Here is a 24,467-nt window from a genome sequence, read left to right as displayed (position 1 = left end):
CCTCTCCCTGGGGAGAGGGTGGCCCGAAGGGCCGGGTGAGGGAGACGGGAGCAGCGAAACCTCCCCCTCTCCCCGCCGGGGAGAGGGTTGGGGTGAGGGGGTGCCGGGAGCAGGCCAACGGTCGGTCCCTACGCCCACCTCCCCCCGCCTCCGCGGGGGCAGGCTCTCACCCGGCTCGCTGCGCTCGCCACCCTCTCCCCAGGGAGAGGGGACTTATGTCCCCAACGACCCCCGCAACACCTCCCCCACCCCGTCCATCCCCACCCCCGCCTGGCGGAAGCTCTGGCCGATTCCACGGGCCAGGATGAAGGTGATGGTGCCGTCCTTCACCTTTTTGTCCTTACCCATGTGGGCCATCAGGTTCCCGGGCGACCAATCCCCACCGGGCACCAGGGCCGGCAGGTGGGCGGCGGTGACCGGCAGGCCGACGCTGGACAGGTGCGCGCGCAGGCGGGCGGCGTCCCCCGCTGGGCAGAGGCCCAGCTTCACCGACAGGTCGAAGGCCATGACCATGCCGATGGAAACCGCCTCCCCATGCAGCAGGGCGGTGCCATAGCCGGCCTCCGCCTCCAGCGCGTGGCCGAAGGTGTGGCCGAGGTTCAGCAGCTCGCGCAGGCCGGATTCCTTCTCGTCCGCCGCCACCACGGCGGCCTTGGCCTCGCAGCTCACCCGGATCGCCTCGGCCCGTAACCCTGGGTCGCCGGCCAGCAGCTTCTCCCCGTTCGCCTCCAGCCAGGTGAAGAAGTCCGGCCGGTCGATCAGCCCGTATTTCACCACCTCCGCATAGCCGGCCAGCAGCTCCCGCCGGGGCAGGGTGTCCAACACGCCGGTGTCGGCCAGGACCAGCCGCGGCTGGTGGAAGGCGCCGATCAGGTTCTTGCCGTGCCTGGAGTTGACCCCCGTCTTGCCGCCGACGGAGCTGTCCACCTGGGCCAGCAGGGTGGTGGGCACCTGCACGAAGTCCAGCCCGCGCAGGGCCACCGCCGCCGCGAACCCGCCAAGGTCGCCGACCACGCCGCCCCCCAGCGCCACCAGCACGGTCTTGCGCTCGATCCCGCGGGATAAGAGATCGTCCAGCACGCCGGCCAGGGTGCCCATGTCCTTGGACGCTTCGCCTGAGGGCACGATGATGGGGTCCAGCACCTTGGCGCCGGAGGCCCGCAGGGACGCCATCAGCGGGTCCAGGTGCAGCCCCGCCACGGTGCTGTCGGTCAGCACCACCAGGGGCCGGCCGGGCAGCCGCTCGGCGACATGCCGGCCGGCGTCGGCCACCAGCCCCGGGCCGATCAGGATGTCATAGCCGCGGTCGCCCAGGGCGACGCGGACGCTCGTGGAACTCATGGGCTCGCCCTCCGGGCGTCAGGCGGGGTCAGGTGGTCGCGCAGGGCCGCCACCACCCGGTCGGTGGTCACGTCGGGCGGGCTGTCGTCGCTGTCCACGGTCAGGTCCGCCTCGGCATAGACGGGATAGCGCTTCTCCATCAGGCTGCGCAGCACCTCCCGCGGGTCGCCCTGGCGCAGCAGGGGGCGGTGGTCGCGCCGCGCGGTGCGGTGCACCAGCAGGTCCAGGTCCGCCCGCAGCCAGACGGACAGGCCCTTGTCCCGGATCAGGGCGCGGGTGATGGGGTCCATGAAGGCGCCGCCGCCGGTGGACAGCACCTGCACCGGCTGGTCCAGCAGCCGGGCGATCACCCGCCGCTCCCCGTCGCGGAATCCCGCTTCCCCGTACCGGTCGAAGATTTCCTGGATGGTGCAGCCGGCCGCGCGCTCGATCTCATGGTCGGCATCGACGAAGGGCAGGTGCAGCCGCGTGGCCAGCCGCTTGCCGATGCTGGTCTTGCCGGCCCCCATCAGGCCGATCAGCACCACGGTGCGCGGCGGGACGAAGGGGATGTGGGCATGGGCCTGGGATGGTGCCATTTTGGCTTCCCAGAAGTCTTAAGCCCGCCCGGGGGCAAGATTGCCAGCCGGGGGTGCGGGCGTTAGGATAGTGTGGGTCAGGGACAGCATCGTGCGTTTCCCATAGCACGGCGGACGCATCCTGTCCCAGCCCCCGATGTCATGCCGGCCCCGCCCGTCCCGCGCAGGGCGCGCCGGCCCTTCCCGCGTGCGGTCCGGTCGTTCATGAGCAAGCTTGTCCAGATCCTGTTCCTGCTGGTGCTGATCGTCCTGGTGGGGGCGTGGCCTTCCTGGCCACCTGGGACATGCCCGCCCCGACGGAACCCGTACAGCGGGTGATCCCGAATGACCGCTTCGGCTGACCGGCCCGCCCCGGTGCGCGCCGCCCTTCTGGCCGCCCTGTTGCTGGGTGCCGCCCCCGCCGCCCTGGCCCAGCCCATCCCCCTGACGCCGCAGGGCCAGGGCAACGCGCCCATCCCCCTGGGCCCGCAACCGGGTGCCGAGGCGCCGCGCGGCGAGTCGCTGCCGGCCCCCGGCGGGGTGGAGGCCGTGCCCCTGGGCGACCCGCTCCAGGACCGGCTGGTCCGGCCGGAACAGCCCAGGCTCGGCCCGTCCGGCGTGGAGGTGCAGGAGCTGAAGGCCCTGGACCCGCAGATGGCCGGGCCGCTGGACGCCAGCAACGGCGGCCTGCCCGCCGACCTCTGGTCCGGCACGCCGCGGGCAGAGGTGGAGCGGCTGCTGGCGGAACTGCCGGCACCCCTGCCGTCCGGCTCCCTCCGCGCCATCGCCCGCAAGGTGCTGCTGACCGCGGCCGACGCGCCGGAGGGGGAGCCGGGCCCCCGCAACCTGGCCGGCCTGCGGCTGGAGAAGCTGGCCCTGCTGGGAGAGCCGAGGGACGCCGACGCCCTGGCCCAGACCGCCCCGCCGGCCCTGGAGGATGAGGACGGCGCCCTGGCCTGGATGGCGCTGGAGCTGCTGTCCGGCGGGGAGACCGCCTGCGCCCAGGCCGCCGTGCTGCTGGCCCGGTTCAAGCACCCCACCTGGCAGAAATACCAGATCGCCTGCCAGGTGCAGGGCGGCCAGGCCGATGCCGCCACCCTGGGCATCGATCTGCTGCGGGAGCAGGGGGACAAGGACGACACCTTCTTCCGCCTGGCGGAGGCCGCGGCCGCCGGCCAGAAGGCCCCCATCAAGGGGGTGACGGAACCCACGCCGCCCCAACTCGCCCTGGCCATCGCCAGCGGGCGCGCCCTGCCGGCGGACGTGAAGGTGCTCAGCCCCGCCCATGCCCTGGGCCTCGTGCGCTCCGCCAGCCCCATGGCTGTCCGCCTCGCCGCGGCGGAGCAGGCGGCCCTCTGGGGGGCCATCGACAAGGACGGCCTGCTGAAGCTGTATGAGCAGGTGGAGCCGGCGGACGCCAAGGCCTTGCTGGCCCCGGGGCGCAAGCCCAACCCGCTGTACCGCGCCCAGCTGGTCCGCGCCCTGCGGGCGGAGCCGTCGGCCGCCGCCAAGGCCGGGCTGCTGAAGGCGGCGGTGCAATCCTCCGGCCCCGGCCTGCTGTCCGGCCCCTTCGGCGCCCTGCTGGCGGCGGAGGTGGGGGTGATGCAGCCCACGCCGGGCTTCGCCGTGGTGGCGCCCCACATCGCCCGCCTGCTGCTGTTGCAGGGGGAAGCCGACCGCTCCCGCCCCTGGGTGGCCCTGTCCCGCGACGATTTCCGTGCCGGCAAGGATTCCGGCGCCTATGCCCGGCTGTGGCCCCTGGCCGCGGCCCAAGGCATCGTGCGGGAGGGAGAGGTGGACATGGGCCCCTGGGTCCGCGACCTGGGCAAGGATCCGGCCGCGGCACGGGACCTGGCGGACAACGTGCTGCTGGTCCTCTCCGCCGCCGGCAACCCCGGCGGCCGGGGATCGCGCCCGCCCCCACCGGCAAGGGGGAGGCCGCCCTACGCGCCCTGTCCCTGCTGTCGGAGGCCGGGTTGCAGGACCCCGCCACCCTGGCCGACGCCCTGTCCCTGCTGAACGCCGCCGGCCTGTCCGCCGAGGGGCGCCAGGTGGCAGTGGAGGCGCTCGCCGGGATGTTGGGGGGTGAGGACGGGTATGCCGACCCCCTCACCCGGGCGCTGGCGCCCGACCCCGGATCGGGTCCGATGAGCGCTAAGATGGTAGCAATACGCGTCCAGCCGGTACAACCGTCTCCCCTGCGAAAGCAGGGGCCCACGGTTTTTGACCCGGTCAACCACGGCACTGTAGTCGAAGAACTGTGGGTCCCTGCTTTCGCAGGGGAGACAGAAAAGGCGTATTCTGGCCCGAACTTAGCGCTCATGGGATCGCGTCCGGGGTCGGCCCGCTCGCGGGCCGGTTGAGGGGCAAGCCCCCGCCATGACCACCCTCGACAAACCCGCCAAGGCCGCCCGCCCCGGCCGTCCCCGGAAGCCCCCCGCCCCCCTGCCCCCCTTCGTGGATGCCTTCCTGGACATGCTGGTGGCGGAGCGGGGGGCCGCGGCCAACACCAAGGACGCCTACAAGCGCGACCTGCTGGACGTGGCCGCCTTCCTGAAGGCGCAGCGGGGCGGCACGGCCCTTGACCAGGCCTCCAGCGACGACCTCCGCGCCTACCTGGACCACCTCTCCGCCGGCGGGGTGAAGGAAAAGGCGGCGGTGCGCACGGTGGCGCGGCGGCTGTCGGCCCTGCGCCAGTACTACAAGTTCCTGGTCAGCGAGAACGGCCGGGCAGAGGACCCGTCATCGGTCCTGGACACCCCCAAGCAGGGCCGGTCCCTGCCCAAGATCCTGACCGAGGCGGACGTGGGCGCCATGCTGGCCGTGGCGGCGGACCGCGGCGGGCCGGAGGGGCGGCGGCTGACGGCCCTGCTGGAAATCCTCTATGCCTCGGGCCTGCGCGTGTCGGAACTGGTGGGCCTGCCGACCAAGGCGCTGACCCGCGATGCCCGCGCCCTGCTGGTGAAGGGCAAGGGCGGGAAGGAGCGGTTGGTGCCCCTGTCCCAGCCGGCCCGCGACGCCTTGGCCGCCTATCTGCCCGACCGGCCCTATTTCATGGTCAAGGGGCGGGAGGCCAAGCAGCAGGCCTACCTGTTCCCGTCCCGCAGCGGCAGCGGCGTGCTGACCCGCCAGCGACTCGGCCAATTGCTGAAGGAACTGGCGCTGGAGGCCAACCTGGACCCGGCCAAGGTCAGCCCCCACGTGCTGCGCCACTGCTTCGCCACCCACCTGCTGGACCACGGCGCCGACCTGCGCAGCGTGCAGAAGATGCTGGGCCATGCCGACATCGGCACGACCCAGATCTACACCCATGTGGTGGAGGGGCGCCTGAAACAGACCGTCCAGGCGCACCACCCGTTGGCGAAGCGGAAGGGCTGATCAGGGGTTGGTGCTGCCCTCATCCTCCACGTCGCCCCGGGCGTCCCCGCCCTGGCTGGTGCCCTTGGAGGAGCCGATGGACGGATTGCGGTCCAGGTCATCCGGGCCGCGGGGCACGTCGGGGCTGTCGATATGCTTGCCGAACCCCTTGCGCTCACCCGGTTCCCGGCTGGCGTCCTTGCCGATGGGCTCCCCGGACTGGCGGGGCAGGGTCCGGTCGTAGTTCTTGGCGTCCGTCTCCCTGGGGTGGTCGCCACCCTCCGTCTGCGGGGTCACGCTCTGGTCGTGCTGGGGATGCTTGATCTGGGCCATGGGGCCTCCGCCTGGTTCCGGTGGATGCCGGGGCAACAGGCGGGGGCAGCGGGCGTCGCGGGTCAGGCCTGCCCGGGGCTGCGGTTGCCCGCCGCCCACCAGCCCAGCAGGCTGTTCACCGCTTCCGCCGCAAGGGCGCGGCGCCTGTCGACCTCCGCTGACAGGGCGGGCGGGAACAGGGCGCGCAGGGTGGGGGTGGAGGCCATGTCCACGGCCAGCACCACCCGGTCGGCGGGCGTGGCGTTTTCCACCTGGTGGGGGAAGCTGAAGTCCCCGGTCCAGGCTTGGCCCTCGGCATAGGCCGCGCGCTCATGGCCGATGCGGGTGGTGGCGCCGGCAGGGGCGTGGATCGGCACCAGCAGGCGCACGCAATCCAGGTGCAGGGCCTCGTTGTCATAGTGCCAAGCCAGGCAGCCCCTTGCCGGCTGGCGGAGCAGGTTGGCGCTCCGCACCGCCCAGCCGGGCGTGCCCAACAGGTCCCGGACCAGGGGCATGTGGTCCAGGGCCGGGAGCAGCTCCAGCCCCCGCCCCGGTTGCCGGGCGGGCAGGGCCAAAGGGATGGCGGTCCAGCCGGTGCCGGCCTGGGCGCCATAATGGGTGCGCGCCCTATCCGGGATGGCCGCGTCCAGGGCGGCGAACTCCGCCTTCAGCCGGGCGGGGTCCAGGCGCAGGGTGGCGGGCGCGTGCAGGGTCAGGCCGCAGCCGACGGTCACCTGCTCCCAAGGCAGGAGGGTCGTTTCCCCCGTGCCCGTCACGCCCTGTCCGGTCATCCCAGCCCCCCGTCCTGCCGTTCGCCGCTACCGATGCGGGCCTATGGCCTATGACCTTGTAGGTAGATGATCCGGTCGGGGGCGGTAAAGGGACTTCTGGCGGCGGGACTCACGTCACGCCGACGCCCACATAGCTGGTGATGCCGCGGATGTTCTCATCCACGGCCAGCCGGTGGTTCAGGGGCGGGAAGGCCCGCTGGGTGCAGTCCAGCCGGGGGCAGATGCGGCAGTTCATGCCGATGGGCGTGGCCGCGGCCAGGTTGGACAGGTCGATGCCGTCGGCATAGACCAGCTGCCCCGCATGGGCGATGTCAGTGCCCAAGGCGATGGCGAACTGCCGCGCCGGATTCCGCCAGCCGCCGCCCGGCTTCACGATGCGCCGGGCGATGGAGAAATAGGTGCTGCCGTCGGGCAGTTGCGCCAGCTGGGTCTGGATGGCGCCGGGCAGGCGGAAGGCGTCGTGGATGGTCCAGCGCGGGCAGGCCCCGCCGAACCGGGCGAAGTGGAAGCCGGGCGCCGCGCTGAACCGTTTCGAGATGTTGCCGGCATGGTCGATGCGCAGGAAGAAGAAGGGCACGCCCTTCGCCCCCGGCCGCTGCAAGGTCGTCAGCCGGTGGCAGACCTGCTCGAAGCTGGCGACGAAGCGGCCCATCAGCACCTCCACGTCATAGCGCAGGGCGCGGGCCGCCTGGATGAACCGGCCATAGGGCATCATCACGGCGCCGGCGAAGTAGCTGGACAGGCCGATCAACGCCAGCCGCCGTGCCTCCTCGCTGGCGAAATGGCCCTGGGCCACCTGGGCCTCCAGCATTTCCCGGTGCTTCAACAGGCCGATCTGGGCGGCCAGGTGGAAGGCCCGGCCGGACGGCGGCAGCATCTCCGAGATCAGCACCCGCTTGGAGTGCCGGTCATAGCGGCGCACCGCCTGGCCGATCACCTCCGACGGCATCAGCTTCACCGACACGCCGTGCGCCCGCTTCAGGTGGGCGGCCAGGCTGCCATACAGGTCACCCGAATCCAGGTCGCCATCGATCCACAAGGATTCAGCCACCGTCTCCACGTCGGGGAAGTGGTTCTGGTGGGACTGGAAGAATTCCCCCACATCCTCCTGCGGGAAGGCCTGGACCCCGGCCGTGTTGGCCTGCAGGCTGCCGCCGTCGGCCACGCTCTCCGCCAGCGCGCCAAGGTCCTCCCGCGCCTCCCGGTAGGCGCGGTAGAGTTGCACCACCGCCTGCCCCAGGGTGGGGGCCACGGCGGCCAGTTCCTTCATGTCCTGGTTCTTGATGTCGCCGGTCTCGAACAGCGGGTCGGCGAACACCTCCCGCAGGTTCGCCACCAGCCGCGTCTCGTCATCCTCCGCGAAGCTGGCCAGGTCGATGCCATAGACGCCGGCGATCTTCAGCAGCAGCGGCACCGTCAGGGGGCGCTGGTTCGCCTCGATCAGGTTCAGGTAGCTGGGGGAGATGCCGATCTCCTCCGCCATCTGCGCCTGGGTCATCTTCAGGTCCCGGCGCAACCGCCGGACCTTGTGGCCGAGCATGGCCTTCTTTTCGGACATCTTCACGTTCCCTCAGGCGCCCCCGGCTCGGGGCCGGGGCAGGCTCGCGGGCGCATCCGCGCCCTTGGCTTGCGCGGGCACGGGCCCGCGGGCCGGCGGTCGCCGGCCTTGGGTGCCTTTCCTGGCTACCCGGTATCGGCTCACAGACCGATGGCGCGGCGCAGCGTCTCGTTCATCCGGCTTTGCCAGCCGGGCCCCGTGGCGCGCCAAGCCTCCAGCACGTCGGCGTCCACCCGCATGGTGACGGACTCCTTCACTTGGTCCTGCCGGGGGCGGCCGCGGCGGCGGGCCTCGACCTCCCGCATGACCTCCGCATGGGGCGCATGCGGGCGAAGTCCTCCTCCGTCAGCTCCGGGTTGTCGGGGTCGGCGACGATCCCGGCGTTGATGGCCGCCTCCTCCTCGTCAGTGATGGCTTCCAGGGCCTGCTGGATCCGTGCCCGCAAGACGTCCTTGCTCGTTTGCCCATCCATAGATCCTGACCTCCCGTCGGTTGGCCTTCCTCAGGCTGATGATCCGGACCACCCCGTCAGCCCGCGGCGTCCAGACCAAGGCGTAAAGACGGTCCCTGATGAAGCCGAACGTCGTGTTTCGCTCCTCGCCATAGCCGAAGCGGGTATCCGGCACAGTCAGCGCCGTGTTCCACTCCAGGTCCGCTGCCAAGGCGAAGTCCACGCCGTGCTTGGCCAGGTTCGCCTGGCGCTTGGCCTCATCCCATTCATACGCCATGCCGCCCCCTCCGGCCATATTTTTTGTATGTACAGAAAATCGTCCGCCCTGTGATCTTCCCCCAACGGTGAATTTACAAACTTTACAGCATGACAAGCAAGGCCATTACAGCGTGTGACAAGCTGACCCTTTTTCTGGTGGTGCCCTGTTGAACCAAGGGCCCGCCTTGCGCATTGTCTACCTGTGTGCGCTGCACCAAACGCCGCCGACCGGGTGGTTGTAAACGACCAAGCAGCGCCGGACTGAGTTTTGGGAAGGAGTTACCACCATGGCCCCGCTCGACAACGGCATCTCCCTCAGCGCCACCGACCGTGAGGCGATCCACGCCAAGCGTTATGAGGGCATCCGCCGCGACTTCACCGCCGAGGACGTGCGCAAGCTGTCCGGCTCCGTGAAGATCGAGTACACCCTGGCCGAGATGGGCGCCCGCCGCCTGTGGGAGCTGCTGCACACCCGCCCCTACGTGCACACGCTGGGCGCCTTCACCGGCAACCAGGCCCTGCAACACGTGAAGGCCGGCCTGGAGGCCATCTACCTGTCCGGCTGGCAGGTGGCGGCCGACGCCAACCTGGCGGGCCAGATGTACCCGGACCAGTCCCTGTACCCGGCCAACTCCGTCCCCGCCGTGGTGAAGCGCATCAACAACGCCTTCCAGCGCGCCGACCAGATCCAGACGGCCGAGGGCAAGGGTGACACCTACTGGTTCGCCCCCATCATCGCCGACGCGGAGGCCGGCTTCGGCGGCCCGCTGAACGCCTTCGAGCTGATGAAGGCCATGATCGAGGCCGGCGCCGCCGCGGTGCACTTCGAGGACCAGCTGGCCTCCGAGAAGAAGTGCGGCCACCTGGGCGGCAAGGTGCTGATCCCCATCCAGCAGTTCATCCGCACCCTGAACGCGGCCCGCCTGGCCGCCGACGTCTGCGGCACCAGCACCCTGGTGGTGGCCCGCACCGACGCGGAGAGCGCGCAGCTGATCACCAGCGACATCGATGAGCGGGACCACCCCTTCATCGACCGCAACGACCGCACGCCCGAGGGCTTCTTCCGGATCAAGAAGGGCGTCGGCGTCGACTACTGCATCGCCCGCGCCCTGGAATACGCCCCCTACTCCGACCTGATGTGGTGGGAGACGTCCAAGCCGAACCTGGACGACGCCCGCCGCTTCGCCGAGGCGGTGCACAAGGTCTACCCGGGCAAGATGCTGGCCTACAACTGCTCGCCCTCCTTCAACTGGAAGGCCAACCTGGACGACGCGACCATCGCCAAGTACCAGGCCGAGCTGGGCGCCATGGGCTACAAGTACCAGTTCGTCACCCTGGCGGGCTTCCACAGCCTGAACCTGGCCACCTTCGAGCTGGCGAAGGGCTACAAGGAGCGCGGCATGGCCGCCTACTCCGAGATGCAGCAGCGTGAGTTCGCCGCCGTGGACAAGGGCTTCACCGCCGTGAAGCACCAGCGTGAGGTGGGCACCGGCTACTTCGACCAGGTCAGCCTGGCGATCTCCGGCGGCTCTTCCTCCACGACGGCCATGAAGGACAGCACCGAGACCGACCAGTTCCACTGAGCCGACGGTCAGGTGCGTTCAGTTTCCCCGGCTGGCTGAACGGCCGGGGAACCGGGGGGCGGCGCGCAGGACGCAGCCCCCCACCCGACCCGCGATGGGGTGACCCCCAGGCTTCCCGACCCTGCTGAAGGGGGTTCGGAAACCCGGGGACCGGGCCCGAAAGGGCAGGTGCGGCGCGCAGGATCGCCGTTCCGTCCGGCCGCCCCATCGCCGGGTTCTCTCTCCACCGGACAGCCGTACCCGCTGGATGGGCGGCGTCCGACGGAAGAAGGCAGGTTCCCGATGGATGGCTACCTCTGCCCCGACGGGCTCGACACCGAGTCCCTGGTCTCCACCCCCCTTCCGGCGCCGCTGGCCGCGCCGGACACCCCGGCCCCCGAACGGCACTGGATGGTCTACCAGTCCCAGGGCTTTGCCGTGATGGTGGAATGGGAAGGTTGAGGCCGCGCCGACAGGCGCACCAGACACTGCAACGGCGGCACCGGGCATGGTGCCGCCGTTTCGTTATCCGGCCTCCGGGCTGCCTCAGGCCTGTCCTGAATCCTCGCCCACCGTCTTGGTGGTGCCCGGTCCCTCGTTGGTGCGGTTGCGCGGGGTCTGCCCCGTCCCGCGGGAAGCGCCCATGCCCGTCCCGGCCCGGCCGGTCCCGGCATTCCCGCCGCCCATGGGGTCACCCCCCGGCGCCCCGGCGCCCGACGGGGCCGGCGGGATGTCGATGGGCAGCACGCCCTGCTTGTCTTCCTTCTTCGCCTGCTCCGCCATGGCCTTCCTCCATTGCCGATCCGCCTGGGCAACAGGGGGTGGGGAAGGGGGTTCCGAAAGCCGTAGGTCGGATTAGCGCCGATGGCGCGTAATCCGACAGGGTGGTGCGGGTGCGGGCAGACCGTCGGATTACGGAGCCTCGCGGCTCCTAATCCGACCTACGCGATCACCCCTTCAGCCCGAAGAACTCCAACTGCCACTTCATCTCGGCGTCGGTCATGGGGTAATGGGTGCCTTCCCGGGCGTTCAGCACGCCGGTGGGGGGGATGCCGGCCAGGCGGAGCTGGACCTGCCGGCAGAAGCGCATGGACAGCTTGGCCTTCCAGCACAGGGCGGTGACGCCGCGGGGGCTCTGGCCGCCGACGATCTTGTCCACCGCGTCCAGCGGGTAACCGGTGCGCACGGCCAATGCCGCCATGACCAGGCCCCGGTCACCGCGGGTCAGGGCGCTGGCGATGGCCTCCTCATCCAGCTTGCCCTCGGCGTGCAGCTTCTTCGCCCGGTCCAGGGGCCGCTCCTTGGGCGCCTCCTCCTCCGCCGTCTCGATCCCGCCGCCGGGGCGGGGGGCGGCGGCGGGGATGCGGGCCTTCACGGCGTCCCGCACGGCGGCGCGCACCTCCGGGGGCAGGTCGGCGCGGCTTTCCAGCACCTTCACCAACTGGTCGTTGACGAAGCCGGCGATGCGGGCGGCGGCCTGGGCCGGCAGGGCGGGCCGCCGCACCAGGGGGGCGTGCCAGGGCTCATGCCGCGGGGCCATGTCGATGATCCGGTCCAGCGTCTCCTCCCGGATCTGGGCGGAGGCGTTGCCCAGCAGGGCCGCCACCGCCGCCTCGCTGCCCGTGCGGGCCACGGCGTCGGAGACGGAATGGGAAACCCCCGCCCGCTCGGCGATGGCCACCAGCTTCCCATCCAGGGGCTGGCTGCCGATGATGGACAGCAGGTCGTCATCGGTCAGCAGCGGGCTGTGCCGCAGCACCGGGGCGCTGACCGACAGCTCCAGGTCCCGGGCCAGTTGCTGCACGATGTGCGGCGGGGCGTTGGGCGTGTCCTTCAGCGTCTCCGCCAGCACCTGGCGGACGGCCCCCGCCTGGTCCTTGGCCAGGGCCTCCAGGATGTCCAGGGCCATCTTCTCCAACTGGCCCACCTTGTCGGCGCCCAGGGACGGCACCAGGGCGGCGATCTTGCCGGCCAGGCCGGTGCGAACGCCCTCGTCCGGGTCCTGGACCAGCAGCATGTCGGCTTGGCGCGGGGTGGCGTTGTTGCGGGCGATCTCCCGCCGCACCTCCGCGCTCTGGTCGTTGGCCAGGTAGAACAGGATCTCCGGCCGCGTGTCGTCGCGGGACGCGATGAAGCGCCGTTCCGCCGCGTCCTCGCTGGCCGCCAGCTTCTTGGCCGTGTCGTAATCGATCCCGAAACCCATGATGCCCTGATCCCGTCTTCTACTCGGCCCCGAAGGCGGGGGCCAGGGACCGGTGGCCCTTGCCCATGCGCTTGGCCGCGTACATGGCGTGGTCGCCGCGGTCCACCAACCCCTTCACCGGCTCACCCGAGCCGCCGCCATGCACCGCCACGCCCACCGACACGCCCAGGGGCTTGTCGGGGGAGGCGGACAGGGGCCGCAGGAACTCCGCCGCCTCCCGTAGCAGCCGGTCGGCCACGGCCAGGGCCTGTGCCTCGTCCACCCGCTCGATCCACAGCACGAACTCGTCCCCGCCCAGCCGGCCGGGCAGGTCGCCGGGCCGGGCCAGCCGGGTCAGCAGGGAACCGACGGCCTTCAGCACGTCGTCCCCCGCCGTATGGCCGAGCTTGTCGTTCACCGCCTTGAAGTTGTCCAGGTCGAAATACAGCAGCGCCGAGCCGCCGCCCACCTGCTTGGACAGCCGCACCTCCAGCTTCTCGAAGAAGGTGCGGCGATTGTACAGGCCGGTCAGGCCGTCCCGTTCCGACAGGGTCTTCAGCCGCTCCTGGTAGCGGGCCTGGGCCACGGTGACGCCCACATGGTCGGCGATGGCCTGCACCATCTCCAGATCCTCGCCCACCCAGGGCTTGTCCGCCGCCCGCCAGACCAGCAGGGCGCCGTTCACCTCGTGCCGGAACAGGGTGCGGCAGGCCAGCAGGGCCATGTCGCCCGCCACTGCCGACACCGGCCCCTCGCTGGCGGCGGCCTGGGGCAGCAGCGCGTCGGCCACATCAGCCGCCTTGCCCTCCAGCTCCCCCTGCGACGCGGCCAGGGGGAAGGCGTCGCCGGCCTGGGCATGCAGGCGCACCCCCAGGGCCCCCGTGGCGTTCACCGCCACGCCGGCCGCGATCTCCAGCGTGCGGGACGGGTCCACGTCGTCGCGGGTGGAGCTGACGATATAGCCCAGGTACTTCTCCCGCAGCCGGATGCGGGCCAGCTCCATGCCCTTCACCCGCGCCTCGGTGATGTTGCGGCAGGCGCCGCGGGCCCCCCGCCACTCACCGCCCGGCCCCAGCAGGGGGACCGCACTGCTGATCAGGCAGGCGGCGGTGCCGTCCTTGGCCTTCAGCCAGACCTCCGTCCGCTCGATGGGCACGGGGGTGTCGAAGGGCAGGGCCTCATCCCCGAACTCCGCCAGGACCAGGGCCTTGGGGTCGCTGCCCACCAGCTCCTCCGCCGCATAGCCGATGGCCCCGCCGGGGAGACGAAGGCGAACAGCCCGTCCGGCCCCACCTCCCAGGCGAAGTCGCTGGAAATCTCCACCAAGTCCTTGTAGCGCTGGCGCGACTCGGCCAGCACGTTGCGCAGGCGCCGTTCCAGCGTGACGTTGCGCCCCAGGCACAGCACCCCGCCGTCGGCCAGGGGCACGGCGGTGAACTCCACCACCGGTGCTTCCCACTGGGGTTCCAGCAGCACGGAATGGGTGGCCTCCACCAACGGGCCGCCGCTGGCGACCCAGCGGCCCAGCTCCTCCCGCCAGCCATCATAGCCGGGGGCCAGGCCTTGCGCGTCCGTGTTGGCCTGCAACACGCGGCCGCCCGCGTCCAGCCACAAGGCGGGGCCGGGCCAGCCGGCCATCACCGACATCAGGCCGGGCCCGGTGTCCGCATCCGGGGAAGGGGGGCTGCCGTCACGGGAGAAGGCTTCCAATGGGTTGTGGTTAACCCCAAAGTCCTATCCTGCTTGTCGCCTGTCGTCCAGCGACCTTGCCCGTTGCGGCCCGACGCCCCATCCTTAGCCCATGAGCCACATCCCCACGCCCGGCCCCGAGGCCACCGACCCCGACAGCTTCCGCCATGTGGAGGCCTGGGTCTTCGACCTGGACAACACCCTCTATCCCGCCCACTGCAACCTGTTCGCCCAGGTGGACCGCCGGATCGGGGAGTTCATCGCCGAGCGCTTCGGTCTGAGCTACGAGGAGGCGCGGGCCAAGCAGAAGGCCTATTTCCGCACCTACGGCACCTCGCTGCGCGGCCTGATGCTGGAACACGACATGGACCCGGTGCCGTTCCTGGAATATGTCCACGACATCGACGTGACGCCCATCGGCCCGTCGGAACCCCTGGACCAGGCCCTGGCTGCCCTTCCCGGGCGCAAGCTGGTCTATACCAACGGCTCCGTCCGCCATGCGGAGAACATCCTGGCCCGGCTGGGCATCGCCACGCGCTTCGACGGCATCTATGACATCGTCGCCGCCGACTATGTGCCCAAGCCCGACCCGCGCCCCTATGCGGAATTCGTGCGGCGCTTCGAGGTGGACCCCTCCCGTGCCGTGATGGTGGAGGACATCGCCCGTAACCTGGTCCCCGCCGCGGCGCTGGGCATGACCACCGTCTGGGTCCGCAGCGAGGCGGACTGGAGCCGCCCCGACATGGGCGGCGTCGGCCATGGCGACCATATCCACCATGTGGTGGACGATCTGGAGGCCTGGCTGGGCGACCTGTCCACCGGGTTGGCCGGGCCACGGGCGTGATTTTCCACTCCCTTCGCTGTTGAACCCCTTGGTGCGCCCCCGACGGCGTGCCGGTTCAACGAAGCGGAGGTCCAACCATGCGTACGACCCTTCTCGCCGCCGCGGCGGCCCTGGCGCTGTCCGGCGCCGCCTTTGCCCAGTCCGGCGGCTCGGCCACGGGCACCGGGGCGGGGACCAGCACCACCGGCAGCGGCAGCATGGCCACCACCGGCCCCGGCACCTCCGCCGGCAACACGGCCGGCACCGGCGGCGTGGCGCAGGGCCCCAACTGGGTCAGCCTGAACAAGCTGATCGACCGCGACGTGGTGGACGCCCAGGGCAAGGAGCTGGGCGAGGTGGAGGACGTGGTGATGAGCCGCGACGGCTCCCGCATCCAGGCCATCATCGACATCGAGGATGATGAGAAGGACGTGGCCGTGGACGCCAACCGGCTCCAGGCCAAGCAGGGCAGTGACGACCTGGTGCTCCAGGGCATGGACCGCCAGCAACTGACCGCCCTGCCCGAATTCACCTATGACACCTCGCAGGTGGGCCTGTCGAACGAGCCCAGCACGCGCAAGTAAGGGATGCGGCGGGGGCCGCGGGGGCATCCTGCTAATGCACGCCGTCGCGGTCATTCCGGCTGAATGTGGGTTGAACGGCACGGTCCCGTCCCCTCTCCCAGGGGGAGAGGGACAGGGTGAGGGGTGGTGCGACCAGGACAGCAGACGCCACGTCGCAGGTTGCCCTTTCCGGAAAGGGCCCAACCCCTCTCCCTGTCCCTCCCCCTCTGGGGGAGGGTACGTAGTGGTGCCGTTCGACTCATTCTCCTATGGAGGGCTGCTGCATCGAGGTGCGCTGAGCAGGCTGTGATGGCGAGGCCACAAGCCCTTCACCCCGCCTTCGCCGGGGCCTTCCGGGCCTGGGCTTTCTTGTATTGGGCCAGCATCTCCGGCGTGACGTCCCCCGGGTAGCACAGGGGTGCGTAGCCGCCCGGCCTGCTATAGGCGCTGCGCCCGCCGCAGCGGGCCCCGTTGCGCATGGTGTTGTAAGGGCAGGGGCAGTTGCCGGGGTAGCCGGCGATGGATTCCTGGATGATCGCCTGCTTCAGCGCCTCATCCGACTGCGCCCGGACAGGCGGTCCAGGAAGGGTAGCCAGGAATACAAGTAAACCACAGAATACACTTGCGCGCATCTTTGACTCCCCTCGGCAAACAAGGGGAATCCCGACTCGATTTCGTGGTAGAGTCGAGTCAAAATTGCCGAATACTCTTGAACGGGCCGCCGTAATACTTGCCGGTTCCGGCCCCCATGCGGCAAGTGGTGCCACCCCCGCCCAAGGTGCCATCCCCCATCCGTTGACAGGGGCCGCCCGGCTGTCCCATGGTCCGGCGTCTTTCCCAGCCGCGAAGCCCCGACCATGAGCCACGCCGACCTCGAATCCGCCATCAACCAGGCCTGGGATGCCCGCGACGGCATCAACACCGGCACCAAGGGCCCCGTGCGGGACGCGGTGGAGCAGGCGCTGGCCCTGCTGGACCGGGGCGAACGCCGGGTGGCGGAACCGGGCGACGGCGGCTGGGTGGTGAACCAGTGGCTGAAGAAGGCGGTGCTGCTGTCCTTCCGCCTGAACGACAACCAAGTGATCGAGGGCGGCCCCGGCGGGGCGACCTGGTTCGACAAGGTGCCGAGCAAGTTCGCCGGCTGGGATGAGGCGCGCTGGCGCCAGGCCGGCTTCCGCGGCGTGCCGGGGGCGGTGGTGCGCCACTCCGCCTATGTGGCGCCGGGGGTGATCCTGATGCCCAGCTTCGTCAACCTTGGTGCCTATGTGGACAAGGGCACCATGGTGGACACCTGGGTCACCGTCGGCTCCTGCGCCCAGATCGGCAAGAACGTGCACCTGTCCGGCGGCGTCGGCATCGGCGGCGTGCTGGAACCCTTGCAGGCCGGCCCCGTGGTGATCGAGGACGACTGCTTCATCGGCGCCCGGTCAGAGATCGTGGAAGGCGTGGTGGTGGAGCGGGGCTCTGTCATCTCCATGGGCGTCTTCATCGGCGCCAGCACCAAGGTCATCGACCGCACGACGGGGGAGGTATTCATGGGCCGCGTCCCCGCCTATTCCGTCGTCGTCTCCGGCAGCTTGCCCGGCAAGCCCCTGCCGGACGGCAGCCCCGGCCCCAGCCTCTATTGCGCCGTCATCGTCAAGCGGGTGGATGAGAAGACCCGTTCGAAGACCAGCATCAACGAGCTGCTGCGGGACTGACCCCCACCATGGCCCTCGACCCCGTCACCCTGGCCCAGGACCTTATCCGTTGCGCCAGCGTAACGCCCGCCGACGCCGGCGCCCTGGACGTGGTGCAGAAGGCGCTGGAGGGGATGGGCTTCGCCTGCACCCGGCTGCCCTTCCAGGCGCCGGGGACGGATTGGGTGGACAACCTCTATGCCCGGCTGGGCACGGGCGGGCGGAATTTCTGCTTCGCCGGCCACACGGACGTGGTGCCGCCGGGCGACCGGGCCGGGTGGAGCGTGGATCCTTTCGGGGGCGAGATCATCGACGGCCGACTCTATGGCCGTGGCGCGTCAGACATGAAGGGCGCCATCGCCAGCTTCATCGGCGCCGTCAGCTCGTTCCTCGACCGCAACGGTCGTCCGGACGGCAGCATCTCCCTGCTGATCACCGGGGATGAGGAAGGCCCCAGCGTCAACGGTACCAAGCCGGTGCTGGACTGGCTGGCGGCGAGGGGGGAGCGGCTGGATGCCTGCGTGGTGGGCGAACCCACCAACCCCCGCGCCCTGGGCGACATGATGAAGATCGGCCGCCGCGGCAGCGTGACGGCCACCCTGACCGCCCTGGGCGCCCAGGGCCACGTGGCCTACCCGCACCTCGCGGACAACCCGCTGCCGCGCCTGGTCAAGGCCCTGTCCCTGCTGGCGGAGAGCCCTCTGGACGAAGGCACCGACCATTTCCAGCCCAGCACCCTGGCCCTCACCACCATCGACGTGGCCAACCCGCCAGCAACGTGATCCCGGCCAAGGGAACGGCGCGCTTCAACATCCGTTTCAATGACCTGCACACCCCCGCCAGCCTGGAGGCCCATATCCGCGACGTGTTGGAAGAGGTGGGCGGGACCTGGGAGCTGTCGCTCCAGACCAGCGGCGTCGCCTTCCTGACCCCGCCGGGCCCGTTGGTGGAGGTGGTGGCGGGCGCCGTCACCGCCGTCACCGGCCGCGTGCCGGAGCTGAGCACCTCCGGCGGAACCTCCGACGCCCGCTTCATCAAGGACCATTGCCCCGTGGTGGAATTCGGCCTGGTGGGCCGGACCATGCACAAGGTGGATGAGAACGTGTCCGTTGCCGACGTGCGCGACCTGGCATCCATCTATGACCGGGTGCTGTCCTCTTACTTCGGGCGGCCCGCGGCATGAGTTTCGCCCGCGACGCGGCCTATGGTCTGCACGCCGCCCTGCGCTTCGCCCGGTTCGACGCGTCTGGTGCGGCCAGCCTGGACCCCAGCGCCGGCGCGGCCTGGCGCAGCTTCCAGGCCCTTTGGGTGGTGCTGCCGGCCTACTTGGTGCTGGCCTCCCTGGTCCGCACGCCGGAGGAACAGGCGGCGGGGCTGCTGCCGTTCCTGCTGCTGACCAGCATCGCCTTCGTGGCCAAGCTGGCGGGCATCCTGCTGCTGATCTGGCAGGTCATGGCCATGCAGGGCGATGACAGCCGCATGCCCGCCTTCATCACCGCCGGCAACTGGTCCAGCGTCGTCCAGGTGGGCGTGCTGGTGCTGACCGTGGGCCTGTCCGGCCTGGTGGGCCTGCCAGTGCCCATGCAGCAGGTCATCGGCCTGGTGGCCAGCGTCTGGGCCCTGGCCTATGGCTGGTTCGTCACCCGCACCAGCCTGGCCGTCAGCGGCTTGGCCGCCGCGGGCTTCGTGCTGCTGGACCTGTTCGTCGGCGCCATCGTGGACAGCGTGGCCCGCGGCATGCTGCCGATGGGGACCGTCGCGGCGGGATAGGGCTTGCCCGTCGTCGGTTTTACGCCCCTTGCCCGCGCCCCCACCCGCATGCGCGGGCTGCCTTCGGCACCCTATCGGACCGAGACTCCTCCCCGGGGAACCGCGGGGGGATGGGGGGATGGGCGAACGACCCGTTCTGGCCGGGCTGGCTTGGCTGCGGGTGACTGTCGGCGTCACCCTGGGGGTGTTCTGCCTGTTCCTGCTGGCAAGTTATGCTTCCCTGCTGGTGCCCGCTGACCGGGTGGCCGCTTCTCTGCGCGCATCCTTTGCCACCGGCGCCCTGGGGGATGAGGACTGGCCCGACTTCGGCGATCCCCGCGGGGCCAACCAGTACAATGACTGCCTTATCGGCCAGATGACCCTGTTGCGTGGGGAAAGCCGGCTGCGCGATGCCGTGACGCCCACGGTGATCTTCAATGACGCGCCGGTGACCCTGGCCCGTGGCGGGATGGTGGTCAGCGAATGCCGCATCCTCCGCATCCTGCTGGCGGAAGGCGTCCCGGACGATTTCCGTGCGTCCCTATACCCGTACCACCGCTACCTGCATGGCCACCGGGTGGTTGCCGCCGCCCTGCTCGGCTTCCTCACCATGGAGGAGGTGCGGGCCGTGCTGAAGGGCCTGGCCTATGGCCTGTTCGCCGCCCTGCTCGCCCTCGGCCTCGCCCGCGCCGCCCTGGCCGGGGCCAGGGGGGAACCGGTGCCGTCCCTCGCCCTGGCCGGCATCGGCGCGGTGTTGCTGGGCTTCTACGGCCTGCCGTTCTACGGCATGTCCCTGTCCCAGGCGCCGTCCGACATCATCCTGGCCGGCTTCCTGCTGTCCGCCCTGTTCCTTCGGCTGGAGGAGTTGCGGCCCGCGTCCCGCCACACCCTGATGGCCGGGTTCGGCTGCCTGGTCGCCTTCTTCGAGTTCCTGGTGGGCGCCCTGCCCATGGCGGTGGCGGCCATCATCGCGGTGGCCGCCATCCAGGCCGGAACCCGCAAGGGCCTGCGGGAGGTGCTCGCCTGGCTGGTGCCCGCCCTGGCCGCGTTCCTGCTGGCCTTCGCCCTGTGCTTCCTGTTGAAGCTCGCCCTGGCGGGCCTGCTGTTCGGGGACCCGGTCTGGACCAGCTTCGCCGCCAAGCTTACCGAGCGGACGGGCGGCGGCGGCTTCGGGGTGGGGGAGGTCGCGGACCGGCTGGAGAAGGCGCTGTTCGTCATCATCCCCCTGGAGAACGCCCGCCACCGGCAGCTCGCCCTGCTGGGCGCGGGGGTGATGCTGCTGGGCAGCTACCTGGCCTTGACCCTGGCCGGGCGGCCCGGTTCGGGGCCAAGGGCGCAGTTGCTGCTGGCCTCCGCCCTGGTGGTGCCCGTCTGGTACCTGCTGTTCCGCAACCACACGGCCCTGCACGCCCCTTGGATGGTGCGGCTGCTGGCCTGGGACATGGCCATCGCCCTGGTGCTGGCCCTGTTCGCTTTGCGCGATGTGGCATTGGCCCGGCTCAACCGGCGGCGCCCGGCCTGGGCGGGCTGAGCCTCAGTACCACGCCCCGGTGAAGTACAGCCCGTCCGCCGGGGCCGTGGGGCCTGCCTTGGCGCGGTCGCGGGCTTCCAGCGCGGCCGTCACGGCGTCGGCCGCCCACTTGCCTTCCCCCACCAGCTTCAGCGTGCCCACCATGTTGCGCACCTGGTGGTGCAGGAAGCTGCGGGCCGCGGTGGTGACGCGGATTTCCTCCCCCACCCGTTCCACGTCAAGCCGGTCCAGGGTCTTCACCGGGTCCTTCGCCTGGCACAGGCTGGCGCGGAAGCTGGTGAAGTCATGCCGCCCCACCAGCCTTTGCGCGGCCTCCTGCATCGCTTCGGCATCCAGGGGCACCGACACCTGCCAGGCCCGCCCCGCCTCCAGCGCCAGGGGCGCCCGGCGGTTGACGATGCGGTACAGGTAGGACCGGCCCCGGCAGGAAAAGCGGGCATGGAAATCCTCCGCCATCGGCTCTGCCGACAGGACGGAGACGGGGTGCGGCCGCAGATGGTGGTTCAGCGCGTCGCGCACCGTGTCGGGCCGGCACTGCTTCTCCAGGTCCAGGCTCGCCACCATGGCCAGGGCATGCACCCCCGCATCCGTCCGCCCGGCGGCATGGACCGTGGCCGCCTCGCCCGAGAAGCGCCGCACCGCCTCCTCCAGGCAGCCCTGGACGGACAGGCCATTGTCCTGCCGCTGCCAGCCCACGAAGGGCCGGCCGTCATACTCGATGGTCAGTTTCCAGCGCTGGGTCATGGGGAGCGTGGTTCCAGGGGACACGGACGGCACGGACGAGGACACGGACAGCCACGGACAAGAACTCTAAAGCCTGCGGCGCAGCCAGCCTTCAGGTCCTTGTCCAGGAGGACGGGTCAGGACGGGTGCATCCTGTCCGTGTCCGTCCGTGGCATGTCCGTGCCGTCCGTGTCAAAGGGCCCGAACCTCACGGCCCCTCGAACCCCCGGTCGTGGGTCAGGGACGGCACCATCCGGCGGGCTTCGGCCACCTTGGACAGGTCCAGGTCGGCGATGATGAAGCCCGGTTCCTCCCCGGCGTCGGCCAGCACCTCCCCCCAGGGGCTGATGATCAGCGCGTGGCCATAGGTGCCCCGGCCGCCGTCATGCACCCCCGTCTGGGCGGGCGCCAGCACGTAGCAGCCCGTCTCGATGGCCCGGGCCCGCAGCAGAACGTGCCAGTGTGCCCGCCCCGTGGGCACGGTAAAGGCGCTGGGAACGGTGATGATGCTCGCCCCCGCCTTGGCCAGCGCCCGGTACAGATAGGCGAAGCGCACGTCATAGCAGATGCTCATGCCCAGCCCGCCCCAGGGCGTCGGAGCCACCACGGCGCGGGTGCCGGGGCGATAGGTGGCGCTTTCCCGGTAGCTCTCGCCCCCGGCCAGGTCCACGTCGAACATGTGGATCTTGTCATAGCGGGCGACGATGCCGCCGGCCGGGTCCACCACGAAGGCCCGGTTGGCCACGCGGCCATCCTCCAGCAGGCATTGCAGGCTGCCGGTCATCAGCCAGGCGCCCGTCTCCCGCGCCAAATCCTGGAAGAAGGGCACGCCGGGGTGCTCGCCCTCCGGCTTCGCCAGCGGCAGGATCCTGTCCCGTCCCTGCACCATCAGGGCCACGTTCTCCGGCAGGCAGACCAGCTCGGCCCCCGCCTCCCGGGCCCGGCGGACCAGGGTGCCGGCCGCCTCCAGGTTGGGGGCGATCTCCGGCCCCGCATTGACCTGGACCACCGCCGCGCGCAGCATGCCCGCCGCCATGGCTCAGGCGCCCACGCCCAGCAGGGCGTCCAGCTTGCCCGCCTTGTCCAGGGCATAGGTGTCGTCGCAGCCACCGATATGCTGCCCGTCGATGAAGACCTGCGGCACGCTGGTGCGGCCGCCGGCCCGCTCCACCATCTCCGGCCGGCGGCGCGGCTCCGCCATCACGTCGATCTCCTCATAGGCCACGCCCTTGGCATCCAGCAGGCGCTTCGCCCGGGCGCAGTAGCCGCACCAGGGGCTCGTGTAGATCTCGACCTTGGGCATGGTGAATCTCGGTCGCTGTTGAAGGGACACGTCCCCAATATGACAACGCAAGGACGGTGGGGAAACCCTTCGCGGACGCAAGGCGGGTGTGGCATGCGGATCAGGGGTCACCCCAGGTCGGTTCCCACCGGCTTCACCACCCGGGCCAGGGTCAGCACGTCCACGGCCGCGGCGCCGGCCCGCAGCAGGGCCTTGGCGCATTCCCCCGCCGTGGCGCCCGTGGTGTAGACGTCGTCCACCAGCAGCACCCGCTTTCCCTTCACCCGCTCCTTGTACGCCGGCCGCACCGTGAAGGCCCCGGCCACGTTTCGCGCACGCCCCACCCTTGACCGCCCGCCCTGGTTGCCCGTGTCGCGGCGGCGGGCCAGCAGGTCGGGCGCCACCGTCCGCCCCGACAGTTTCCCGATCCCCAGGGCCAGCAGGGCCGCCTGGTTGTAGCGGCGGCGGAACAGGCGCCAGCGGTGCAGGGGAACGGGCGCCACGATGTCCGCGTCAGCCAGCAGCTCCGCCCCTGCCCGGGCCATCCAGGCGGCGAATCCGGGGGCGGCGTCGGTCCGGTCGGCATGCTTGAAGGCCAGCACCAGCCCGCGGCTGTCCGGATCATAGGCGAAGACGCTGCGGCAGCGGGCATAGGGCGGCGGCTTGCGGATGCAGCCGGCGCACAGGTCGCCCGCCAGGGCCGCCACCTCGAACGGCAGGCCGCAGCAGGCACACTGCGGCGGCCCCAGGAAATCCACCTTGGCCCAGCAGGCCCCGCACAGCGCCCCCGCCTGGGCCACGTCCGCCCCGCAGGACAGGCAGCGGGGCGGCAGGATCAGGTCGAGCAGCAGCAACGCCCCGGCGCGGAGGCTACGCGTGATGCCGCCAGGGCGTGTGGGAATGGTGCTTTCCATGTCCTTACACTAGCAGGTTCCCAATCGCCGCGACACGCCTGACGTCGTTTCCGGTTGAGCCCTGGCTGCCGCTGTCCTATGGGTCCCCCATGACCGACGCCGATTCCATGACCGTGTTCGACCGCCGGGTGGTGCGCCTGCACCGGGACCGGGCGGCACCCGCCATCGCCGCGCACGACTTCCTGTTCAAGGAGGTGGCGGAGCGGCTGGCGGACCGGCTGGAGATCATCCGCCGCAGCTTCCCCCGCGCCCTGGATTTGGGCTGCCATGGGGGGGAGATGGCGGGCGCCCTGCTGGGCAAGGCAGGCATCGAGACGGTGGTGCAGGCCGACCTGTCCCCCGCCATGGCCAGCACCGCCGCCGCCAACGGCCAGCCCACCCTGGCGGCGGATGAGGAGCTGCTGCCCTTCGCCCCCGGCAGCTTCGACCTGGTGGTCAGCAACCTGTCACTCCATTGGGTGAACGACCTGCCCGGCGCCCTGATCCAGGCCCGCCAGGCCCTGAAGCCCGACGGCCTGTTCCTGGCGGCCCTGCTGGGCGGGGAAACCCTGTTCGAGCTGCGCCGCAGCCTGTTCGAGGCGGAGCAGGAGGTGACCGGCGGCCTGTCCCCCGGATCAGCCCCATGGCCGGCCTGCGCGACGCGGCGGGCCTGCTGCAACGGGCCGGCTTCGCCCTGCCCGTGGCGGACATGGACAGCATCACCGTCAGCTACCCCAACCCAGTCCGCCTGATGCAGGATCTGCGCGGGATGGGGGAGACGAACGCCGCCCTGGCCCGGCTGAAGGCCCCCACCCGCCGCGCCGTCATCGCCCGCGCCATGGAACGCTATGCCGAGCTGTTCCAGGAACAGGACGGCACCGTCCCCGCCACCTTCGACGTGATCTTCCTGGCCGCCTGGTCCCCCGACCCCACCACCCAGCAGCAACCCGCCCGCCGCGGCAGCGCCAACGCAAGGCTGGCCGAGGCGCTGAAGACCACGGAGGTGGGCACGGGCGTAAAGCCGGGGGGTGACCTTCAGTTCCCTCTCCCTGGGGAGAGGGTGCCTCGCACAGCGAGGCGGGTGAGGGAGGTGGGCGTAGAGAATAACGCAAACCACCCCGGTTCGAGGAACCCACCTCCCTCATCCGGCGCTACCGCGCCACCTT

The 24,467-nt window shown here is 70.9% G+C and carries 27 protein-coding genes and 1 pseudogene; 11 read left to right on the top strand and 17 right to left on the bottom strand.

Features of this window, described 5'->3' with window-relative positions; translation table 11 throughout:
• Positions 1-213: 213 nt before the first annotated feature.
• Together aroB and HHL28_RS13810 are read right to left on the bottom strand one after the other, a co-directional pair.
• The gene (aroB, locus tag HHL28_RS13815) at positions 214-1,341 is read right to left on the bottom strand and encodes a 3-dehydroquinate synthase (protein WP_075769829.1); all 1,128 of its coding nucleotides are present in this window, start codon (positions 1,339-1,341) and stop codon (positions 214-216) included.
• Positions 1,338-1,919 carry a shikimate kinase gene (locus HHL28_RS13810; RefSeq protein ID WP_075769828.1) on the bottom strand — a complete coding sequence of 194 codons (582 nt, stop codon included), beginning with the start codon at positions 1,917-1,919 and terminating at the stop codon, positions 1,338-1,340. The genes aroB and HHL28_RS13810 overlap by 4 nt, the downstream gene beginning before the upstream one ends.
• 324 nt (positions 1,920-2,243) lie before the next feature.
• Here HHL28_RS13810 and HHL28_RS13805 point away from each other — a divergent pair, with 324 nt between their 5' ends.
• Together HHL28_RS13805 and HHL28_RS13800 are read left to right on the top strand one after the other, a co-directional pair.
• The gene (locus HHL28_RS13805; protein ID WP_169655297.1) at positions 2,244-3,917 is read left to right on the top strand and encodes a hypothetical protein; all 1,674 of its coding nucleotides are present in this window, start codon (positions 2,244-2,246) and stop codon (positions 3,915-3,917) included.
• 360 nt (positions 3,918-4,277) lie between these two features.
• Entirely contained in the window at positions 4,278-5,276 is a 999-nt protein-coding gene (locus HHL28_RS13800) for a site-specific tyrosine recombinase XerD (RefSeq protein ID WP_075769826.1), read from the top strand.
• Here HHL28_RS13800 and HHL28_RS13795 read toward each other — a convergent pair whose 3' ends face one another.
• The 5 genes from HHL28_RS13795 to HHL28_RS13775 all read right to left on the bottom strand — a co-directional run bounded on the left by HHL28_RS13795 (position 5,277) and on the right by HHL28_RS13775 (position 8,644).
• On the bottom strand, positions 5,277-5,588 hold the full coding sequence (locus tag HHL28_RS13795) for a hypothetical protein (protein WP_075769825.1): 312 nt from the start codon (positions 5,586-5,588) through the stop codon (positions 5,277-5,279).
• Between the two features lie 62 nt (positions 5,589-5,650).
• Positions 5,651-6,358, bottom strand: coding sequence for an aspartyl/asparaginyl beta-hydroxylase domain-containing protein (locus HHL28_RS13790; RefSeq protein WP_075769824.1), 708 nt, complete (start codon positions 6,356-6,358; stop codon positions 5,651-5,653).
• Positions 6,359-6,467: 109 nt separating this feature from the next.
• On the bottom strand, positions 6,468-7,916 hold the full coding sequence (locus tag HHL28_RS13785) for a helix-turn-helix domain-containing protein (protein ID WP_075769823.1): 1,449 nt from the start codon (positions 7,914-7,916) through the stop codon (positions 6,468-6,470).
• A 140-nt stretch (positions 7,917-8,056) separates the two neighbouring features.
• The gene (locus HHL28_RS18785) at positions 8,057-8,221 is read right to left on the bottom strand and encodes a BrnA antitoxin family protein (RefSeq protein WP_404325788.1); all 165 of its coding nucleotides are present in this window, start codon (positions 8,219-8,221) and stop codon (positions 8,057-8,059) included.
• 99 nt (positions 8,222-8,320) lie between these two features.
• Positions 8,321-8,644: a BrnT family toxin gene (locus HHL28_RS13775; RefSeq protein WP_075769821.1), complete on the bottom strand. Its 324-nt coding sequence runs from the start codon at positions 8,642-8,644 to the stop codon at positions 8,321-8,323.
• A 268-nt stretch (positions 8,645-8,912) separates the two neighbouring features.
• Between HHL28_RS13775 and aceA the strand changes: the two genes are divergently transcribed.
• Both aceA and HHL28_RS13765 read left to right on the top strand, forming a co-directional pair.
• Positions 8,913-10,208 carry an isocitrate lyase gene (gene aceA, locus HHL28_RS13770; protein WP_169655295.1) on the top strand — a complete coding sequence of 432 codons (1,296 nt, stop codon included), beginning with the start codon at positions 8,913-8,915 and terminating at the stop codon, positions 10,206-10,208.
• Positions 10,209-10,490: 282 nt separating this feature from the next.
• Complete coding sequence (locus tag HHL28_RS13765) at positions 10,491-10,649, top strand: hypothetical protein (protein WP_169655293.1); 159 nt, start codon at positions 10,491-10,493, stop codon at positions 10,647-10,649.
• An 84-nt stretch (positions 10,650-10,733) separates the two neighbouring features.
• Here HHL28_RS13765 and HHL28_RS13760 read toward each other — a convergent pair whose 3' ends face one another.
• The 4 genes from HHL28_RS13760 to HHL28_RS18780 form a co-directional block, all read right to left on the bottom strand.
• Positions 10,734-10,970 (bottom strand): hypothetical protein, encoded by a 237-nt coding sequence (locus HHL28_RS13760; RefSeq protein WP_075769820.1) that lies wholly within the window; start codon positions 10,968-10,970, stop codon positions 10,734-10,736.
• A 166-nt stretch (positions 10,971-11,136) separates the two neighbouring features.
• Positions 11,137-12,390, bottom strand: a complete 1,254-nt coding sequence (locus tag HHL28_RS13755; RefSeq protein ID WP_075769819.1) for a DUF2336 domain-containing protein — start codon at positions 12,388-12,390, stop codon at positions 11,137-11,139.
• A 19-nt stretch (positions 12,391-12,409) separates the two neighbouring features.
• Positions 12,410-13,594, bottom strand: coding sequence for a GGDEF domain-containing protein (locus HHL28_RS13750; RefSeq protein ID WP_404325786.1), 1,185 nt, complete (start codon positions 13,592-13,594; stop codon positions 12,410-12,412).
• Positions 13,495-14,016 (bottom strand): hypothetical protein, encoded by a 522-nt coding sequence (locus tag HHL28_RS18780; RefSeq protein ID WP_404325784.1) that lies wholly within the window; start codon positions 14,014-14,016, stop codon positions 13,495-13,497. The genes HHL28_RS13750 and HHL28_RS18780 overlap by 100 nt, the downstream gene beginning before the upstream one ends.
• Before the next feature lie 154 nt (positions 14,017-14,170).
• On the opposite strand from HHL28_RS18780, the gene HHL28_RS13745 reads away from it, so the two are divergent.
• Positions 14,171-14,902, top strand: a complete 732-nt coding sequence (locus tag HHL28_RS13745; RefSeq protein WP_075769818.1) for a pyrimidine 5'-nucleotidase — start codon at positions 14,171-14,173, stop codon at positions 14,900-14,902.
• A gap of 77 nt (positions 14,903-14,979) precedes the next feature.
• Positions 14,980-15,465, top strand: coding sequence for a PRC-barrel domain-containing protein (locus HHL28_RS13740; RefSeq protein WP_169655291.1), 486 nt, complete (start codon positions 14,980-14,982; stop codon positions 15,463-15,465).
• Positions 15,466-15,773: 308 nt separating this feature from the next.
• Here HHL28_RS13740 and HHL28_RS13735 read toward each other — a convergent pair whose 3' ends face one another.
• Positions 15,774-16,076, bottom strand: coding sequence for a hypothetical protein (locus tag HHL28_RS13735; RefSeq protein WP_075773173.1), 303 nt, complete (start codon positions 16,074-16,076; stop codon positions 15,774-15,776).
• A gap of 225 nt (positions 16,077-16,301) precedes the next feature.
• Between HHL28_RS13735 and dapD the strand changes: the two genes are divergently transcribed.
• The 4 genes and pseudogenes from dapD to HHL28_RS13715 all read left to right on the top strand — a co-directional run bounded on the left by dapD (position 16,302) and on the right by HHL28_RS13715 (position 20,403).
• A complete protein-coding gene (gene dapD, locus HHL28_RS13730; RefSeq protein WP_075773174.1) occupies positions 16,302-17,144 on the top strand; it encodes a 2,3,4,5-tetrahydropyridine-2,6-dicarboxylate N-succinyltransferase in 843 nt (280 codons plus the stop codon).
• An 8-nt stretch (positions 17,145-17,152) separates the two neighbouring features.
• Positions 17,153-18,306 (top strand): annotated as a pseudogene (gene dapE / locus HHL28_RS13725) (succinyl-diaminopimelate desuccinylase).
• Complete coding sequence (locus HHL28_RS13720) at positions 18,303-18,893, top strand: hypothetical protein (protein ID WP_075773176.1); 591 nt, start codon at positions 18,303-18,305, stop codon at positions 18,891-18,893. Before dapE ends, HHL28_RS13720 begins: the two are co-directional and overlap by 4 nt.
• A gap of 118 nt (positions 18,894-19,011) precedes the next feature.
• Positions 19,012-20,403, top strand: a complete 1,392-nt coding sequence (locus HHL28_RS13715) for a hypothetical protein (protein ID WP_075773177.1) — start codon at positions 19,012-19,014, stop codon at positions 20,401-20,403.
• A 3-nt stretch (positions 20,404-20,406) separates the two neighbouring features.
• Here the strand turns inward: HHL28_RS13715 and truA are convergent, their stop codons facing one another.
• The 4 genes from truA to HHL28_RS13695 form a co-directional block, all read right to left on the bottom strand.
• Positions 20,407-21,147 (bottom strand): tRNA pseudouridine(38-40) synthase TruA, encoded by a 741-nt coding sequence (truA, locus tag HHL28_RS13710; RefSeq protein WP_075773178.1) that lies wholly within the window; start codon positions 21,145-21,147, stop codon positions 20,407-20,409.
• Between the two features lie 187 nt (positions 21,148-21,334).
• Entirely contained in the window at positions 21,335-22,162 is an 828-nt protein-coding gene (locus tag HHL28_RS13705; protein ID WP_075773179.1) for a carbon-nitrogen hydrolase family protein, read from the bottom strand.
• A gap of 3 nt (positions 22,163-22,165) precedes the next feature.
• Entirely contained in the window at positions 22,166-22,429 is a 264-nt protein-coding gene (gene grxC, locus HHL28_RS13700) for a glutaredoxin 3 (protein ID WP_075773180.1), read from the bottom strand.
• A gap of 107 nt (positions 22,430-22,536) precedes the next feature.
• Complete coding sequence (locus HHL28_RS13695) at positions 22,537-23,322, bottom strand: ComF family protein (protein ID WP_404325780.1); 786 nt, start codon at positions 23,320-23,322, stop codon at positions 22,537-22,539.
• A gap of 89 nt (positions 23,323-23,411) precedes the next feature.
• Here HHL28_RS13695 and HHL28_RS13690 point away from each other — a divergent pair, with 89 nt between their 5' ends.
• Complete coding sequence (locus HHL28_RS13690; protein WP_404325778.1) at positions 23,412-24,053, top strand: methyltransferase domain-containing protein; 642 nt, start codon at positions 23,412-23,414, stop codon at positions 24,051-24,053.
• Between the two features lie 94 nt (positions 24,054-24,147).
• On the opposite strand, the gene HHL28_RS18775 is transcribed toward HHL28_RS13690, so the two are convergent.
• Positions 24,148-24,312 (bottom strand): hypothetical protein, encoded by a 165-nt coding sequence (locus tag HHL28_RS18775; protein WP_404325776.1) that lies wholly within the window; start codon positions 24,310-24,312, stop codon positions 24,148-24,150.
• Positions 24,313-24,467: the final 155 nt, after the last annotated feature.

The organism is Aerophototrophica crusticola, from assembly GCF_012913305.1.
GTDB lineage: Bacteria > Pseudomonadota > Alphaproteobacteria > Azospirillales > Azospirillaceae > Niveispirillum > Niveispirillum crusticola.
Note: the sequence above shows the minus strand (reverse complement) of the source record. Positions and strands in the feature narration are given on the sequence as shown.